This is a genomic window from Paenarthrobacter sp. C1 (genome assembly GCF_049315185.1).
Taxonomy (GTDB): domain Bacteria; phylum Actinomycetota; class Actinomycetes; order Actinomycetales; family Micrococcaceae; genus Arthrobacter; species Arthrobacter nicotinovorans.
On sequence record NZ_CP186052.1, the window covers coordinates 2,510,540 to 2,526,419 of the forward strand.

Consider the following 15,880-nt stretch of genomic DNA (forward strand, 5'->3'; position numbering starts at 1 on the left):
ATGCGGCATGACCTTGCGGGCAGCGTTACAGGCGGCTCTCAGGAAGCAACTTCCAGGACATCCCGGGCCCGTTGCAGGGCCACAGCGGACGAGTAGATCAGTGCCGCATCGGCGGCCATGGCCACCCTCAGGTCAAGTGCCCTGGAGAACTCCTCGGCTGCGGCCAACGCGTTGCCGCCCACGAAGTAGGCGCGGCCAAGATACTGGCGTACTACTGCTTCCTTGGACGTACCCTGGACCTCGTGCAGCAGGTGGCGGAACAGTTGGACGGCACGGTCATGGCGGTTGGTGGCACGGTGGACTTCGGCCTCAAAGATCCTGAGCCGGAAGGACTCAGGATCCTTATAGCGGGCCTCTGCCAGAAGTTCAGCTGCCTCTTTTGGCTGGTTTTCAAGCAGGAGGGCCATGATCCGGTCCGCAGGATCATCCGAAGCCGCGAGAGCAGTCTCCATGACTTCCTCATTGACCACCACGGGCAGGAGTGTGTCCGGGTTCATCCGGACACCGGGGAACCCGGCTGTTGGCCAGTCACTGACCCCTTCGCGCAAGGCAATCGTCATGATGCGATCTCCTGATAGGCAGCAAAGAGAAGGGAAGTATCGGGGACATCCAGGATGCCGGGCTTGGCCACTCCGTCGAGGACGACAAAGCGGAGGAGGTCACCACGGGACTTTTTATCCCGGCGCATACCGTCCAGCAAGCCCTGCCAGCGGTCCCTTCGGTAGGTAATGGGCAGGCCAAGGCTTTCGAGGATGGTGCGGTGCCGGTCGGCATCGGCATCGGACAAACGGCCGACACTGCGGGACAACTCGGCAGCGAACATCATGCCCACGGCAACGGCAGCACCGTGGCGCCAGGAATACCGCTCCACCAGTTCGATGGCATGGCCAAGGGTGTGGCCGTAGTTCAGGATTTCGCGCAGGCCGGATTCCTTGAGGTCCTGGGATACGACATTGGCCTTGACAGCGATGGCGCGCTCAATGAGTTCGCGGACGACATCGGAACCGGGATTCATCACGGCGTCCGTGTTCTTCTCGATCAGTTCGAGGATCGCGGGATCGGCGATGAATCCGCATTTGATGACTTCCGCCATGCCGGAGATGAGCTCGTTCTTCGGCAATGTCTGGAGAGTATCCAGATCGGCCAGGACGGCAGCGGGCGGGTGGAATGACCCCACGAGGTTCTTGCCCTCGGCGGTGTTGATGCCCGTCTTGCCTCCAACCGAGGCGTCCACCATTCCCAGCAGGCTCGTGGGCATGTGGATGACCTTGACCCCGCGCAGCCAGGTGGCTGCCACGAAGCCCGCGAGATCGGTGACAGCACCGCCGCCGACAGCCACGATGGCGTCCGAACGGGTAAAGTCATTCTGGCCCAGCACTTGCCAGCAGAACGCGGCAACCTGGATGTGCTTGCCTTCCTCCGCGTCCGGGATTTCGGCCGTAAGCGCGGTGAATCCGGCGCTCTCCAGCTCGTCGCGAACGGTGTCGCCCGTCAGCCGAAGGGCCCGCGGGTGGATGACCAGGACCCGCCGGACGCGTTCACCGAGTTTTTCGGGAAGGGTCTGCAACAGGCCACGGCCCACCACGACGTCGTAGTTTTCGTTGACTGACTGGCCGGTCACCTTGATGACAGTTGCTTCGTTGCTCACTTTTCAACTTCCTCTTTCAAGGCTGCATGCTGGCGCAGCCGTTCCTCCAAATGGAGGCCGATTTCCGCCACGGATCCTGAACGCACATCCATGACGATGTCTGCGAGCCGTTCGTAGACGGGCCGCCTGGTGGCAAAGAGTGCTTCCCACCGGGCCATTGCGTCACCCTGCAGCAAGGGCCTTCCCGTGTTTCGCGCGATCCGGTCCGCCACGGTTTCCGCGTCGCATTCCAGGTAAACCACGGTGCACTCCCCCAGCAGTTGCTGGGTTCCGGAATCAAGGACTGCTCCGCCGCCCAGGGAAATGATCGCTGGCTGTGCTTTGGCGGACTCGATCGATTTCGCCACTGCCCTGGCTTCGATTTCCCGGAAGGCGTGCTCGCCGCGTCCTGCGAAGATGTCCGCAATGCTCCCATGGGCAGCAACCACCACTGCGTCGGTGTCCACGAACGGAAGACCAAGCTGCTGGGCCAACTGCTGGCCTATGGCCGACTTGCCAACAGCCATGGGCCCCACCAAAACAACGGGACGGGCGGAGCAGCCATCCAGGACAGAGCGGACCACTAGCGGCCGACCGAGTCCAAGGTGGCCGGAATGCTGTCAAGATAGCTTTGCAGGTTCCGCTGGGTCTCCGCCACGGAATCGCCACCGAACTTCTCGGCAACAGCCTCCGCGAGAACCAAGGCAACCATGGCTTCGGCAACGACACCGGCGGCGGGAACAGCACAAACATCGGAACGCTGGTGGTGCGCCTTGGCAGGCTCGCCCGTGCTCACGTCGATGGTGCGCAGTGCGCGCGGAACAGTAGCGATCGGTTTCATGGCTGCACGAACACGCAGCACTTCCCCGATACTCATGCCGCCTTCGATGCCACCGGCACGGTTGGTCTGGCGGACAATCCGGCCGTCGTCGTCCTTGACGATTTCATCGTGGGCTGCCGAGCCGCGGCGGGCAGCCGTAAGGAACCCGTCGCCGACTTCAACGCCCTTGATGGCCTGGATACCCATAAGCGCAGCAGCAAGCCGCGAGTCAAGACGGCGGTCCCAGTGGACGTAGCTGCCCAGTCCGGGCGGCAGGCCGTACGCAAGTACTTCAACCACGCCACCGAGGGTTTCGCCTTCCTTGTGGGCTGCATCCACCTCGGCGACCATCGCGTTGGATGTCTCGCGGTCAAAACAACGAAGGGGGTCGGCGTCGAGGGCCAGCACGTCCCGGGGTCCGGGCAACGGCTTGCCTTCAGGAACGGTGACGCTGGCAATGGACACAGTGTGGCTCACCAGTTCCACGCCCAGCTGCTTCAGGAACTGCGCAGCGACGGTGCCGAGGGCAACGCGGGTGGCAGTCTCCCGTGCACTGGCGCGTTCAAGCACCGGACGGGCTTCGTCGAAGCCGTACTTCTGCATACCCGTGAAGTCCGCGTGCCCGGGGCGGGGACGGGTCAAAGGGGCGTTACGGGCCTGGTCGGCGAGGATCTCCGGGTCCACCGGATCGGCAGACATGATCTGCTCCCACTTGGGCCATTCGGTGTTTCCAACCTGGATGGCTACCGGCCCACCCTGGGTGAGCCCGTGCCGGACGCCACCCATGATGGTGACCTCGTCCTGTTCAAACTTCATGCGGGCGCCACGTCCGTAGCCGAGGCGGCGACGCGCCAGCGCGTCACGAATTTGCCCGCTGGTGAGTTCAACACCGGCAGGCACGCCTTCAACAATTCCGATCAGAGCCGGACCGTGGGATTCACCGGCAGTCAACCAACGCAACATATAACCAATCCTGCCATGTAGGGCCTCTAGAACACCCGCCGGGGAAGCCCGACTGAGTCGCACATCACATCTATGACGGCGGTATCAACGTCACAGCCGCTGAAGAGCCGTATCTGCTCTGCCGCCTGGTACATCAGCATCTCCAGCCCCGGGACTACCGCTCCCCCGTGGCCGCGCCAGGCTTCCGCAATGCGGCTTGGCCAAGGATCGTAGGCGACATCCAGCAGGACACCGGCCCCGGTTCCCGGCAGTGCCGCCAGTTCCTCGGCCAAATCGTCAGCGGCGCGGGGCGGGAAGGTCGATATCACCAGGTCCGTGCCCGCTACAGCCGTGGCGGCCTCCGTCAGCGGCCTGACGGAGAGGGAGATCCCGACGGCGGCCGCGGCGGCTTCGGCGTCACCGGCACGACCGGCGTCGCGGACGAAGACGTCCACGTGGTCCGCGCCAAGTTCATGGACGGCGGCGACCGCAGCAGCGGAAGTACCGCCACCACCGAGGATGGCGGCGTGCGGGGTGGTGGCAACGCCGGCATACCTGACCGACTCCACGATGCCCGCGACGTCGGTGTTGTATCCCGCCCGACGCACCGCGCCGCCGTCGTACTCGAAAACGACTGTGTTGATGACGCCCAAAAGGGCGCCGGCGCCCCGGACCTCATCGACTTCACGGACCATGGCCGACTTCAGCGGCATGGTTACGGACAGGCCACACCAGGAGTCTTCTGCCCGGAGCGATTCCATGAAGGCCGGAAGGCCGGCAACGGTGACATCGATGGCCGAGTACCCGATGTCCACACCCAGCTTGGCGTAGGCAGCAGTATGCAGCGCCGGAGACTTCGAGTGGGAGATCGGATGGCCAAGGACCGCAGCCCGACGACTCACACACACCGTCCCGCGTTGGCCTGGCACCATGCGTTGTATTGCTCAACATAGGTGTTGTGCTCAGCCAGCGTCTTGGAGAACTTGGTCTCCTTGGTATCCAGGTTGATCGTTACCCAGTACATGTAGTCGTTGGGCGTCGGCTTGGCCGCGGCATCGATCGCGGTCTTGCCCGGAGAACCGATGGGACCCACCGGCAGACCCACATTTGCGTACGTGTTGTACGGGTTGGACTTGTCAGCCTTTTCTTCTTCCGTGACATGGAAGGACTTCCTGCCCAGCCCGTAGGTTACCGTGGCGTCGGATTGGATGAGCCCGCTGGTTTCGACGTTGTTGGGCTTGAGCCTGTTGTAGATGGCGCCCGCGACGTTTCCGTAGTCCGCCTGTCCGCCCTCCGCCTGCACGATGCTGGCGATGGTCACGGTGTCGTACTGCTTGGCGGGATCGGTGATTCCCTGGGCTTTGAGTTCATCCAAAGTGGTGGTGACAAGCTTTTGGATGATGTCCTTGGCGGAAGTGCCGAGTTCAAAGCGATACTCCCCCGGTGCCAGGAAGCCTTCGAGGTTCTTGGCCTTGGCCGGAACGCCGAACTGCCCAGGAGCCTGGTTGAGGGCGTTGAGCTGCTCCATCGGAATGCCTGAGCCCTTGGAAATGGCTTCCAGGGACTCGGTGATACGCAATCCAGCGCTCAACGCGAAGTACATGACCTTGGAGGTGTCCTTGTTCACCAGGACCGCAACGGCGTCCGAGTTCTTCATCTCAGTCCGGAATGTAAAGTCACCGGGCGACAACTCACCGCCCTGGCTCGCGAACTCCTTGACGAACGAATCGGCGTCCGCCACAACATGTTTCTGCACGAGGTCGTTGGCTACAGCTTTGGGTCCAGAGCCTTGGGGCACCGTGACGACGACGGAACCCGTGCCGGGTCCCGGGTAGTCGGTAACCTTGTCCATTCCCAGCAACGGCTTCAGGAACTGCGCGCCAACGGCGATGGCAGCGACGAACACTCCCAGCGTCAGGAGGAGGGCAAGGACACGACGACGGCGGCGCGCCTTCTTCGCGGCGGCTTTGGCCGCCGCCGTGGTCACTGCAGGCGCCAACAACTCGTGGGGATGATCGTCGTGGTGGAGCTCATCGTGGTGGAGCTCATCGTGGTGGAGCTCATCCGGGTGCAGCCCGTCGTGAAAGCCATCATGGGCTGCTACGCCGTAGTGCGCGTCATGCTCGGCGTACTCATGGGCTTCGAGGGGTAACGCGGAATGCTCAGCGTGGACCAGTTCCCCTTCACCATGCCCGGCATGGGGGTGGTCGAACCCGTCATGGTTGATCGATCCAGGCTCATGGTCCGGCGCAGGCTCATGGTGCTGCGCAGGCTCATGGTCCGGCGCAGGCTCGTGGTCCGGTGCAGGCTCATGGTCCGGTGCGTGTTCTTGGGGCGCAGGGGCTGCTTCGGGGGTGACCGGCGCGTGCACCACGTCATCATGCTCGACGTTCCCGCGCTCATTCTGAAGCTCGGCTACCGGCTTCTGGGCGGGTACCGGCGGGGCGGCAGGTGCTGCCGGCGGGGCGGCTGCTGCCGGAGGGTTGGCGGCAGGCGGGGCTGCAGATGCCGGCGGCGCTTCGGGGACGCGTGGAGCTGGAACAGCAGGAACGGGACGTGGAAGTTCCGCCTCTGTTTCGACCGACAAGGAATCTTCGCCGGGGGTCGCTTCGGGAACGGGTACGACGTTGTGGTTCTGCGTGGCGAGGAATCGTTCCCGCGCCCGCAGCTCTTTGCGGGTCAGCGGCATGCCGCCGCCGGCGGTACCGCTGGAGGGGTCGTTGTTGACCGGGCTCACAGTTGCAGTCCCCTCGTTGAAGTATCGGGTTCACTGCCTGAGGCAGCCTGCAGCGTTGGGGCACTGCTGGGCTTTTCGGACTCCGCCGGTGCCTGCACTCGGCGGCCGATGTCCGTTCCTCTGGCTTTTTGCATGTCGATCGCGTGCTGGAGTATTCCAGCAGCAGCAACCTGATCAACCACTTTACGGTGATTCCTGCTGCTCATGCCAGCTTCGTGCAGGTTGCGGTGTGCCGTAACAGTGGAAAGCCGCTCATCGACGAGGTTCACGGGAATGTCCAGACCGGCGCGGGCCAGCTCTTCCACAAGGAGCAATGCGTACTCGGCAGCCATGGCCGCGGAGCCGCGCTCCTCCCCCTTCATGGTGCGGGGAAGGCCCACAAATATTTGCACCGCAGGCAGCTCAGCGGCGTGTTTGACCACCAAACGGACATCGGAGTTCTTTTTGGCATCGCGCCCTACCGTCTTGAACGGCGTGGCGAGAATGCCGTCAGGATCGCACTGGGCAAGGCCAACCCTGACGGTACCGACGTCTACCCCCAGCTTGATACCCCGGGGGTAGACGTCATCGTTAGTACGGGCGGACACCGTCAGCGCTTGGCAATCGCGTCCACCACCGCTGTGAGGGCCTCAGAGACCTTCGCAGCGTCGGTGCCACCGCCTTGGGCGACGTCGTCCTTGCCGCCACCACCGCCACCGAGGATGCCTGCAGCCAGGCGGACCAGCGCACCGGCCTTCACTCCGGCCTCGCGGGCGGCTTCGTTGGTGGCGATGAGGATGACCGGGCGATCGTTGCTGACCCCGGCAACGGCCACTGCGGCGGCGTCCGAACCGAGACGGCTGCGCAGGTCCAGGGCAAGGTTCCGCAGGTCATCTGCGCCGCCCACCTGGCCGGCGTCGTGGGCAACTACGCGCACGCCGGCTGCGTCCTTTGCCGTTCCGACGAGGTTGGCGGCTGCTGCCGTGAGCTGTTCCTTGCGGAGGCGGTCGAGTTCCTTCTCCGTGGCCTTGAGCTTGTTCAGCGTGCTCGAGATGCGATCGGCAAGCTGGCCGGACGGGACCTTCAAAAGCTCGGTCAGTTCAGTCACCAGTGCGCGCTCCGCGGCAAGGTGACGGAACGCGTCCAAGCCTACGAAGGCCTCGACGCGCCGGTTTCCCGAACCTACGGACTGCTCGCCCAGCAGCGAAAGGCTGCCGATGAGGGAGGTGTTGGATACGTGGGTGCCACCGCACAACTCACGTGACCAGGCGCCGTCGATCTCGACGACCCGTACCTCGCTGCCGTAGTTCTCGCCGAAGAGGGCCATGGCGCCCAGCGCCTTGGCCTCTGCCAGGCCCATCACCTTGGTGTCAACGCGGTAGTTGTTCCGGATGGCGATGTTGGAGACTTCTTCAATCTCGGAACGCGTGGCGGGGCTGAGGCCCTCACCCCAGGCGAAGTCGAAGCGCAGGTAGCCGGCCTTGTTGTAGGAGCCTCGCTGGGTAGCTTCGGGCCCAAGGATCTGGTGGAGGGCGGCATGGACAATGTGCGTTCCGGTGTGGGCCTGCTCTGCGGCGTGGCGGCGTTCACGGTCGACGGCGGCCCGCACCAGTGCGTCGGAGGCAATCTCACCCTCGCGGACGATGGCCTTGTGGACGCTCAGGCCCTTGATGGGACGCTGGACGTCAAGGACCTCCACCACGAAGCCGTCACCGGTGATGAGGCCGGTGTCTGCTGACTGGCCGCCTGCTTCGGCGTAGAACGGGGTTTCGTTGAGGACAAGCTCAATTTCGTCACCCGTGGAGGCATGTGCGACAGCACGGCCTGCGCTGACGATGCCCCGGACCTTTGCTTCGCCCTCAAGTTCGTCGTAGCCCGTAAAGACGGTCTCACCCTTGCCGAGAAGCTCCTGGTAGGCGCTGAGGTCGGCGTGGCCGCCCTTCTTGCCCTTGGCATCAGCCTGTGCGCGCTGGCGCTGTTCAAGCATGAGCGCGCGGAAGCCTGCCTCATCAACCTTGAGGCCGGCTTCTTCGGCCATTTCCAGGGTCAGGTCGATCGGGAAGCCGTAGGTGTCGTGCAGCGCGAAGGCATCGGCACCGGACAACGGAACTCCTGCAGCTTTCGATTCGGCCACAGCGTCTTCCAGGCGGGCCGTTCCCGAAGCAATGGTGCGGAGGAAGGCCTTCTCCTCGGCGTAAGCAATGCGGCTGATGCGCGCGAAGTCGGTTTCCACCACCGGGTAAACGCCCTTCATGGCGTCGCGGGAGGCGGGAAGAAGGTCAGGAAGGCATGCCTTCTCGACACCGAGGAGGCGCATGGCGCGCACAGCCCGGCGGATGAGGCGGCGCAGCACGTAGCCACGGCCTTCGTTGGACGGCGCCACACCATCGGCAATGAGCATCAGGGCGGACCGGATGTGGTCCGCGACGACGCGCATGCGGACGTCATCGGTGTGGTGCGGGTCCTCCGGCGACTCGGCCGAAGTGTACTCGCGGCCGGACAGTTCGGCAGCTTTGTCGATGACCGGGCGGACCTGGTCGGTCTCGTACATGTTCTCGACGCCCTGGAGGATCATCGCCAGGCGCTCCATGCCCAGGCCGGTGTCGATGTTCTTCTTCGGCAGCTCGCCGACGATATCGAAGTCCACCTTTGAACGGACGTTTTCGATCTGGTACTGCATGAACACAAGGTTCCAGATTTCGATGTACCGGGTTTCGTCGGCCAGCGGGCCGCCTTCGATGCCGTACGCCGGGCCGCGGTCGTAGTAGATTTCCGAGCATGGGCCGGCGGGGCCGGGCTGCCCGGTGGACCAGTAGTTGTCAGCCTTGCCCATGCGCTGGATACGCTCAGCCGGGATGCCGGTGTTCTTGAGCCACAGTTCCTTGGCTTCGTCGTCCTCTTCGTAGACCGTCACCCAGAGGCGCTCGGCAGGCAGTCCGTAACCGCCGTCGTCCACGCTGGTGGTGAGCAGTTCGAAGGCGAACTTGATGGCATCTTCCTTGAAGTAATCACCAAAGGAGAAGTTGCCGCACATCTGGAAGAACGTTCCGTGGCGGGCAGTCTTGCCTACCTCCTCGATGTCACCGGTGCGGATGCACTTCTGGACGCTCGTGGCACGGCTGTAGGGCGGCTCTTCGCGGGCGGTCAGGTAGGGAATGAACGGCACCATTCCGGCCACAGTGAAGAGAAGTGACGGGTCGCTGGAAACGAGCGACGCGGAGGGAACGGCGGTGTGGCCCTTGCTGACAAAAAAGTCCACCCAGCGCTTGGTGATCTCCTGCGACTTCATTAGCTGATTACTTACCCTTCTCAATTCACTGCACACGATGTGCGCGGTACCGGCTGGTGCCGTTCCGCAGCTTTCCATTCTGCCCTGTTGAGGGCCTGGGAGCGAACCGCTCCGCTACCGTCCGCCTGCTACGGCGTCGTCAATTCCAAGCGCTGCGCGGAGATCCTCTTCCCGCTGGTGCATGCCGGACCGCACTGCGTCGGCGAAGTCGAACAGCCCGTCAGCCATCCGGCCAACCGCACGGTTCAAACCTTCGGGGCCCAGGTTTGCCTGTGCCTCGGTGATCTTACGGAAGGCGATGACGCCGATTGCGACGCCAATGCCCATCCAAACAATTCTCTTCATCGGTTTATGGTCTCCCGTTGATTCAGCGGCTGCGACGGCCGGAGGAAGGGGTCCGGCGTGCGGCGAAAGCCGAGCGGACTCCGTAGCTGAAAGCAGCCACCTTGATCAGCGGCGACCCAACCGTGGCGGCCACGAGCGAGGACAGCGCGGAGATGTTGGCTGACGCGTCCGAGACGTTGGAGGCGATGCCATCGACCTTCTTCAGCTGCTGGTTGGTGGTAGTGACCGTGGCAGTCACTTCGTCCATCAAAGGCGTGGCGCCGTCGCTGATGGAACGGATGGAGGTGCGGACCTCATCGAAAACGCCGCCCAACTTCAGAATGGGCACAGCCAACAGCAGAACCAGGAGCGCGAAGACTCCTGCTGCGATGAGGCCGGCAATGTCGCCACCAGACATAGAACACTTCTCCTAGGATCGTTGCGCTGCCTTGCACCAGCCGCATCGCGGCTTTGGCCAAGGCCTCCCCCAGTACCTTACCTATAGTGGCCCGGTACCTTATAGACAAAGAAGCCCGCGGCGGTTGCCACGGGCTTCTTTGTCTGTGCTGCTTGAATTTAGCGAGCGTAGAATTCGACGACGAGCTGCTCTTCGCAGATCACGGGGACCTCAGAGCGCTTCGGGCGACGAACCAGGCGTGCCTGCAGGGCGTCGATCTTGACGTCCAGGTATGCGGGCACGTTGTTCAGGACGTGTGCACCGGCAGCGGCGACCTGGAACGGTGCCATGACCTCGGAGCGGCTGTGAACGTGGATGAGCTGGCCTTCGCCAACGCGGAAGGACGGGCGGTCCACGCGGACGCCGTCAACCATGATGTGGCGGTGCACGACGAGCTGGCGTGCCTGTGCGATGGTGCGGGCAAAGCCTGCACGGAGCACGAGGGCGTCCAGACGCATTTCGAGCAGCTCGACCAGGTTTTCACCGGTCAGGCCCTTGGTGCGGCGTGCTTCTTCGAAGGCACGGGTCATCTGGGCTTCGCGGATGCCGTACTGGGCGCGCAGACGCTGCTTTTCGCGCAGACGTACGGCGTAGTCGGAGTCCTGCTTCTTGCGGGCACGGCCGTGCTCACCGGGGCCGTACGGGCGGCGCTCCATGTACTTGGCGGCCTTGGGGGTCAGAGCAATGCCGAGTGCACGCGAAAGGCGTGCGGTACGGCGAGCACGAGTGTTGTTAGCCACTTGTGTCCTTCCAATTACTGCGGTGTATCTGTGTTACTGGCCTCCATCAGGGAGAGCATCGGCCAACCGCTGCCTCTTGCTACTGGCCCGGGCGCGCAGCACCGTTGAAGAAATCTTCAAGGGATTTGGCGTCGGGTCATGCCAGACAAGGATCAATGCTACCACGGGCGTTGGAACCGCCCTGCCTCCGCTACTCGCCGCGGACGATCTTCCGGAGCCGCTCCAACCTGGCCGCAATATCCCGCTCCGCGCCGTTGTTGGTGGGCTGGTAGTAGTCCTTGCCGACGAGGTCGTCCGGCGGGTACTGCTGGGTGGCTATCCCGTGCGGCTCATCGTGGGCGTATTTGTAGCTGGTGCCGTGGCCCAGTTGCTTGGCACCGGGATAGTGGGCATCCCGCAAATGCATCGGAATGCCGCCGCCATAGCCTGCACGCACATCCGCCACCGCTTTGTTCAAGCCCATGTAGGCGGCGTTGGATTTAGGCGCCGTTGCAAGGTGCACCACGGCCTCGGCCAGCACAATGCGGCCCTCAGGCATGCCGATCAACTGCACAGCCTGCGCCGCTGCCACGGCGGTCTGCAATGCGGTGGGGTCGGCCATGCCGATGTCCTCGGCGGCGGAGATCACGATCCGTCGGGCCACGAAGCGCGGGTCCTCCCCGGCTTCGAGCATCCGGGCCAGATAGTGCAGTGCCGCATCCACATCCGAGCCGCGGATGGACTTGATGAACGCGCTGGCGACGTCATAATGCTGGTCCCCCGCGCGGTCATAGCGCACCGCCGCAGCGTCCAAGGCCCGTTCCGTGTGGCGGAGTTCCACCAGCACCGCGGCGTCCGGCGCTTCGGCTTCGACGGCGGCCGGGTCGTCGACGGCGGTTGAGTCACCGAAAGCTACCCCGGCAGCGGCTTCCAATGCCGTCAACGCACGCCGGGCGTCGCCTCCGGACAGCCGCACGAGATGATCCAGCGCTTCCGGGCTGAGCTCAACGCGGCCTGCGAGTCCGCGGGCGTCGGACACTGCCCTCTGCAGCAGTCCCGAGATGTCATCGTCAGTCAGCGGCTTCAGCGTCAGCAGCAGTGAACGCGACAACAGGGGCGAGACCACCGAGAAGGACGGGTTTTCCGTGGTTGCTGCCACCAGCACGACCCAGCGGTTCTCAACCCCCGGCAGGAGGGCATCCTGTTGGGCCTTGTTGAAGCGGTGGATCTCGTCCAGGAACAGGACAGTGGTCTTCTTGTACAGGTCACGGGCCGTCAGGGCCTCGTCCATGACCCGGCGTACGTCTTTGACGCCGGCGGTGATCGCAGACAACTCAACAAACTTCCGGCCGGGACCGCGGGCGATCACATGCGCCAGGGTGGTCTTTCCTGTTCCAGGCGGCCCCCAAAGGATCACCGAGCTGGGGCCGGCCGGACCGGCAGCCTCCGCGCCGGCCGCCAGTTGCCGGAGCGGGGAACCATGCCCGAGCAGGTGCTGCTGTCCCACAACGTCGTCCAAGGTCCGTGGCCGCATCCGCACTGCCAGCGGACTGCGTTGGGACGCCATCCAGTTGGCGTCCGAGGGTCCCCCTGCGGCAGGCTGCTCCTCCGACTCGTCGTCGTCCACTGCGCCGGCACCAAAGAGATCTTCCACATGGATAGGCTACTCATAGTTCCAGCAAAGGAGACATCGACGTGCACCGCCCAGCATCAGCCCCGCAACGCAGGGGCGGCAGCAGGACCGCCTTAGTGCCCGGGGAAAGGCTGCAAGGGTGGGTGGCCCGGTTCGCCTCAAGCCACGGCCCGGTTGAGGAAGACCTGGACGACGGCGGCTTGCTGCTGCGGGCGGCCGACGGAAGTGAGGCCCTGCTGCGACCGCCGTGGCCTGCTGACGGAAGGCCGGGGCGCGGGGCGACAGAGCTGGACCGGCTCGCCTCGCTCGCCACCCAGGAGCGCGGTCTCGGGCTGCTGCTGGTCCGGAGGGGTGGCTACGCCCTGGCTGCTGCCAGCGGTTCCACCATCTTGGCCTCGAAAAGCGGTTCGCGCTTTATCGACGCCAAAACCACGGCGGAACACGCCGCACGGATCTTCTCCGGCCACAGGATTGAGTACATCGTTCCCGGCGGTGACCGGACCTTGGTGGACCAGGTCCTCGCCCACGCATCCCTCAAGGCAGTTGCCGGCCGGACAAGGCTCGCCTTCCTGGATGTCCAGGAACCGAAGTCAGCCGTACTGCCAAAAGCTGCAGCTGACGCCTGCTCCGTCCGGATTACGGTGTCGGATGCACCTGTTCAGCAACCGCCTCAGCAGCCGCCGGGCGCTCGTTTCAGCGGCGCCTGACGATAAAGATAGCCACCTTGGTCAGTAAAACCCGCCTGCAAGTAGAGGTCCCGGGCTCCTTGATTGGCCGCGGTAACCAGCAGCCAGAACCCTTCGAGTCGCCGTTGGCTTCCGGCGCGCAACAACGCATCCAGAATCCTTGTAGCGTATCCACGCCTGCGGTGCGCCGGCGATGTCGCCATGCTGTAGATACCGCCCCAGCCGTCCACCAAGGCGAGACGCCCGACGGCGGCGGGAACGCCGTCGTCGTCCCTCAGCAGGGCGTAGAGCGAGGGGCAGGCGGCAAGAATTCTGTGGGCGACCGACAGCTCTGCCTCGCCGCCGCGGCCATCCACCGACCACCACAGGTCCAACCATTCCCGGGTGGGATGGTCGTTGAGTTCTACGCCAGGCCCGGGGGCAGCCGCGGATGTCCCGGCAGCGTCCCTGACCATGATCCTGGTTTCTGACTGCCGGGTGAAGCGCTGCTCGTCCAGGACGGTATTGAGGTCTTCGCTGCGGGGATCGTTGAAGACCTGGAAGATCAGGGGAAGCCGCCGGTCCCGGTACCAGCGCGCGGCGGCCTGGACCGACCGGCTGATGCCGTCGTGTCCGGTCTGGTGGGACACCCTGGGCCACACTGAGTTTGCCCGTTGCGTCACTCCCTCCGAAGCGCGCAGCACCCACTCCCCCGTCTCCTCCCGGTCAAGGGCAGGCCAGGCCTTATCCATGAGGTCTTCAAGGAGTGCTTGCTCCATCATCTGCGGCACCTCTCATATGCGGGAAATTATGTGGCACGAACACCAAAAGGCCCCCCACCATGGTGGAGAGCCTTTTGGCCAGGACTTTACTCGGACGCGGTTGCCGGCTTGGCCGCAGGTTTGGCCTCCGGCTTGAAGTCGACGCCTGCCTCCTTGCGCTGCTGTGCCGTGATCGGAGCAGGCGCCGCAGTCAGCGGGTCATAGCCGTTGCCCGACTTCGGGAAGGCGATGACGTCGCGGATGGACTCCACACCGGCGAGCAACGCGACGACGCGGTCCCAGCCGAGCGCCATTCCGCCGTGGGGAGGTGCGCCGTACTTGAAGCCCTCCAGGAGGAAGCCGAACTTCGTCTCAGCGTCTTCCTTGTCCAGGCCCATGAGCTGGAACACCCGTTCCTGCACGGCCCGGTCGTGGATACGGATGGAACCGCCGCCGATTTCGTTGCCGTTGCAGACGATGTCGTAGGCGTAGGACAGGGCCGACTCCGGGTCCTTGTCGAACGTGTCCAGGAATTCGGGCTTGGGCGAGGTGAAGGCGTGGTGCACTGCTGTCCACTGGCCACCGCCAACTGCCACGTCACCGGAAGCGACAGCAGCGGCGGCCGGCTCGAACATCGGGGCGTCCACGATCCATACGAAGGCCCAGTCGTTGGGATCGATGAGGCCGGTACGGTGACCGATCTCAACGCGCGCGGCACCGAGCAGTGCCCGGGCGGCAGACTTCTCGCCGGCTGCGAAGAAGATGCAGTCTCCCGGTTTCGCACCAACAGCGTCCGCCAGGCCTGCACGCTCGGTTTCGGTGAGGTTCTTGGCGACCGGACCGGCCAGTTCGCCGTCTTCCTTGTAGAGCACGTAGGCCAAGCCCTTGTGACCGCGCTGCTTGGCAAATTCCTGCCAGCCGTCCAGGGTACGGCGTGGCTGGGACGCGCCGCCCGGCATCACGACAGCACCAACGTAAGGGGCCTTGAAGACGCCGAAGTTGGTGTCCTTGAAGAAGTCGGTCAGTTCAGTCAGCTCAACACCGAAACGCAGGTCCGGCTTGTCGGAGCCGTACTTGGCCATGGCGTCCAGGTACGTCATGCGGCGGATCGGCGTAGGGATTTCGACGTCGATCAGCTGCCACAGTGCTTTGACGATTGCCTCGCCGAGTTCAATGACGTCGTCCTGGTCCACGAAGCTGGCTTCGATGTCCAGCTGGGTGAACTCCGGCTGGCGGTCTGCGCGGAAGTCCTCATCGCGGTAACAGCGGGCGATTTGGTAGTACTTCTCGAAGCCACCCACCTGGAGAAGCTGCTTGAAAAGCTGCGGCGACTGCGGGAGGGCGTACCAGGAACCCGGGGCCAAGCGGGCCGGAACAACGAAGTCACGGGCGCCTTCCGGCGTCGAACGCGTCAGCGTGGGTGTTTCGATCTCGACGTAACCACGCTGGTGGAGGAGCTCACGCGCTACGCGGTTGGCTTCCGAACGGAGGCGCATGTTGCGGGCCGGGCCGGGGCGGCGAAGGTCGAGGTAGCGGTGCTTGAGACGTGCTTCCTCGCCAACCTCAACGTGCTCGTCGATCTGGAACGGAAGGGGCTCGGAAGTGTTGAGGATAACCACGTTGTCGGCGATGACCTCAATTTCACCCGTCGCCAGGGCAGGGTTTTCGTTGCCTTCGGGACGCTTGTTGACCGTGCCCGTCACCTGGAGGACGTACTCGTTCCGGAGGCCGTGGAAGACCTCCTCCTCACGGACAACCACCTGGGCAACGCCGGACGCGTCGCGCAGGTCAACGAATGCAACGCCACCGTGATCACGGCGCCGGCCCACCCAGCCGGCAAGGGTAACGGTTTGTCCAATGTGCTCGGAACGAAGTGATCCGAGGTCATGTGTGCGCAGCACAGCATTCCTTTCAGCATGAAATTTAG

General features: G+C 64.2%; 15 protein-coding genes. 1 reads left to right on the forward strand and 14 read right to left on the reverse strand.

Annotated features, from left to right (window positions below):
* Nucleotides 1–38: 38 nt before the first annotated feature.
* The 12 genes from ACNAOU_RS11725 to ACNAOU_RS11780 form a co-directional block, all read right to left on the reverse strand.
* The gene (locus tag ACNAOU_RS11725) at nucleotides 39–560 is read right to left on the reverse strand and encodes a tetratricopeptide repeat protein (protein WP_018777736.1); all 522 of its coding nucleotides are present in this window, start codon (nucleotides 558–560) and stop codon (nucleotides 39–41) included.
* Nucleotides 557–1,648, reverse strand: coding sequence for a 3-dehydroquinate synthase (gene aroB / locus ACNAOU_RS11730; RefSeq protein ID WP_422756989.1), 1,092 nt, complete (start codon nucleotides 1,646–1,648; stop codon nucleotides 557–559). The genes ACNAOU_RS11725 and aroB overlap by 4 nt, the downstream gene beginning before the upstream one ends.
* A complete protein-coding gene (locus tag ACNAOU_RS11735) occupies nucleotides 1,645–2,154 on the reverse strand; it encodes a shikimate kinase (protein WP_055976085.1) in 510 nt (169 codons plus the stop codon). The genes aroB and ACNAOU_RS11735 overlap by 4 nt, the downstream gene beginning before the upstream one ends.
* 56 nt (nucleotides 2,155–2,210) lie before the next feature.
* On the reverse strand, nucleotides 2,211–3,410 hold the full coding sequence (aroC, locus tag ACNAOU_RS11740) for a chorismate synthase (protein ID WP_064722205.1): 1,200 nt from the start codon (nucleotides 3,408–3,410) through the stop codon (nucleotides 2,211–2,213).
* A gap of 26 nt (nucleotides 3,411–3,436) precedes the next feature.
* The gene (locus ACNAOU_RS11745) at nucleotides 3,437–4,291 is read right to left on the reverse strand and encodes a shikimate dehydrogenase family protein (protein WP_055975941.1); all 855 of its coding nucleotides are present in this window, start codon (nucleotides 4,289–4,291) and stop codon (nucleotides 3,437–3,439) included.
* A complete protein-coding gene (gene mltG / locus ACNAOU_RS11750) occupies nucleotides 4,288–6,126 on the reverse strand; it encodes an endolytic transglycosylase MltG (RefSeq protein WP_422756991.1) in 1,839 nt (612 codons plus the stop codon). The genes ACNAOU_RS11745 and mltG overlap by 4 nt, the downstream gene beginning before the upstream one ends.
* Entirely contained in the window at nucleotides 6,123–6,713 is a 591-nt protein-coding gene (gene ruvX, locus ACNAOU_RS11755; protein WP_018777742.1) for a Holliday junction resolvase RuvX, read from the reverse strand. Before ruvX ends, mltG begins: the two co-directional genes overlap by 4 nt.
* A 2-nt stretch (nucleotides 6,714–6,715) precedes the next feature.
* Entirely contained in the window at nucleotides 6,716–9,394 is a 2,679-nt protein-coding gene (gene alaS, locus ACNAOU_RS11760; RefSeq protein WP_018777743.1) for an alanine--tRNA ligase, read from the reverse strand.
* A 114-nt stretch (nucleotides 9,395–9,508) separates the two neighbouring features.
* Complete coding sequence (locus ACNAOU_RS11765) at nucleotides 9,509–9,739, reverse strand: hypothetical protein (RefSeq protein ID WP_026267164.1); 231 nt, start codon at nucleotides 9,737–9,739, stop codon at nucleotides 9,509–9,511.
* 22 nt (nucleotides 9,740–9,761) lie between these two features.
* Nucleotides 9,762–10,136: a DUF948 domain-containing protein gene (locus ACNAOU_RS11770; RefSeq protein ID WP_018777745.1), complete on the reverse strand. Its 375-nt coding sequence runs from the start codon at nucleotides 10,134–10,136 to the stop codon at nucleotides 9,762–9,764.
* 158 nt (nucleotides 10,137–10,294) lie between these two features.
* Complete coding sequence (gene rpsD / locus ACNAOU_RS11775) at nucleotides 10,295–10,915, reverse strand: 30S ribosomal protein S4 (RefSeq protein ID WP_018777746.1); 621 nt, start codon at nucleotides 10,913–10,915, stop codon at nucleotides 10,295–10,297.
* Nucleotides 10,916–11,105: 190 nt separating this feature from the next.
* A complete protein-coding gene (locus tag ACNAOU_RS11780) occupies nucleotides 11,106–12,548 on the reverse strand; it encodes a replication-associated recombination protein A (protein ID WP_422756992.1) in 1,443 nt (480 codons plus the stop codon).
* Between the two features lie 41 nt (nucleotides 12,549–12,589).
* Here ACNAOU_RS11780 and ACNAOU_RS11785 point away from each other — a divergent pair, with 41 nt between their 5' ends.
* Nucleotides 12,590–13,234: a Vms1/Ankzf1 family peptidyl-tRNA hydrolase gene (locus ACNAOU_RS11785; RefSeq protein ID WP_051088496.1), complete on the forward strand. Its 645-nt coding sequence runs from the start codon at nucleotides 12,590–12,592 to the stop codon at nucleotides 13,232–13,234.
* Here the strand turns inward: ACNAOU_RS11785 and ACNAOU_RS11790 are convergent.
* Nucleotides 13,198–13,974 carry a GNAT family N-acetyltransferase gene (locus ACNAOU_RS11790; RefSeq protein ID WP_039241683.1) on the reverse strand — a complete coding sequence of 259 codons (777 nt, stop codon included), beginning with the start codon at nucleotides 13,972–13,974 and terminating at the stop codon, nucleotides 13,198–13,200. The two genes, ACNAOU_RS11785 and ACNAOU_RS11790, sit on opposite strands and share 37 nt — an antisense overlap.
* Nucleotides 13,975–14,060: 86 nt before the next feature.
* The gene (aspS, locus tag ACNAOU_RS11795; protein WP_018777750.1) at nucleotides 14,061–15,854 is read right to left on the reverse strand and encodes an aspartate--tRNA ligase; all 1,794 of its coding nucleotides are present in this window, start codon (nucleotides 15,852–15,854) and stop codon (nucleotides 14,061–14,063) included.
* Nucleotides 15,855–15,880 lie beyond the last annotated feature (26 nt).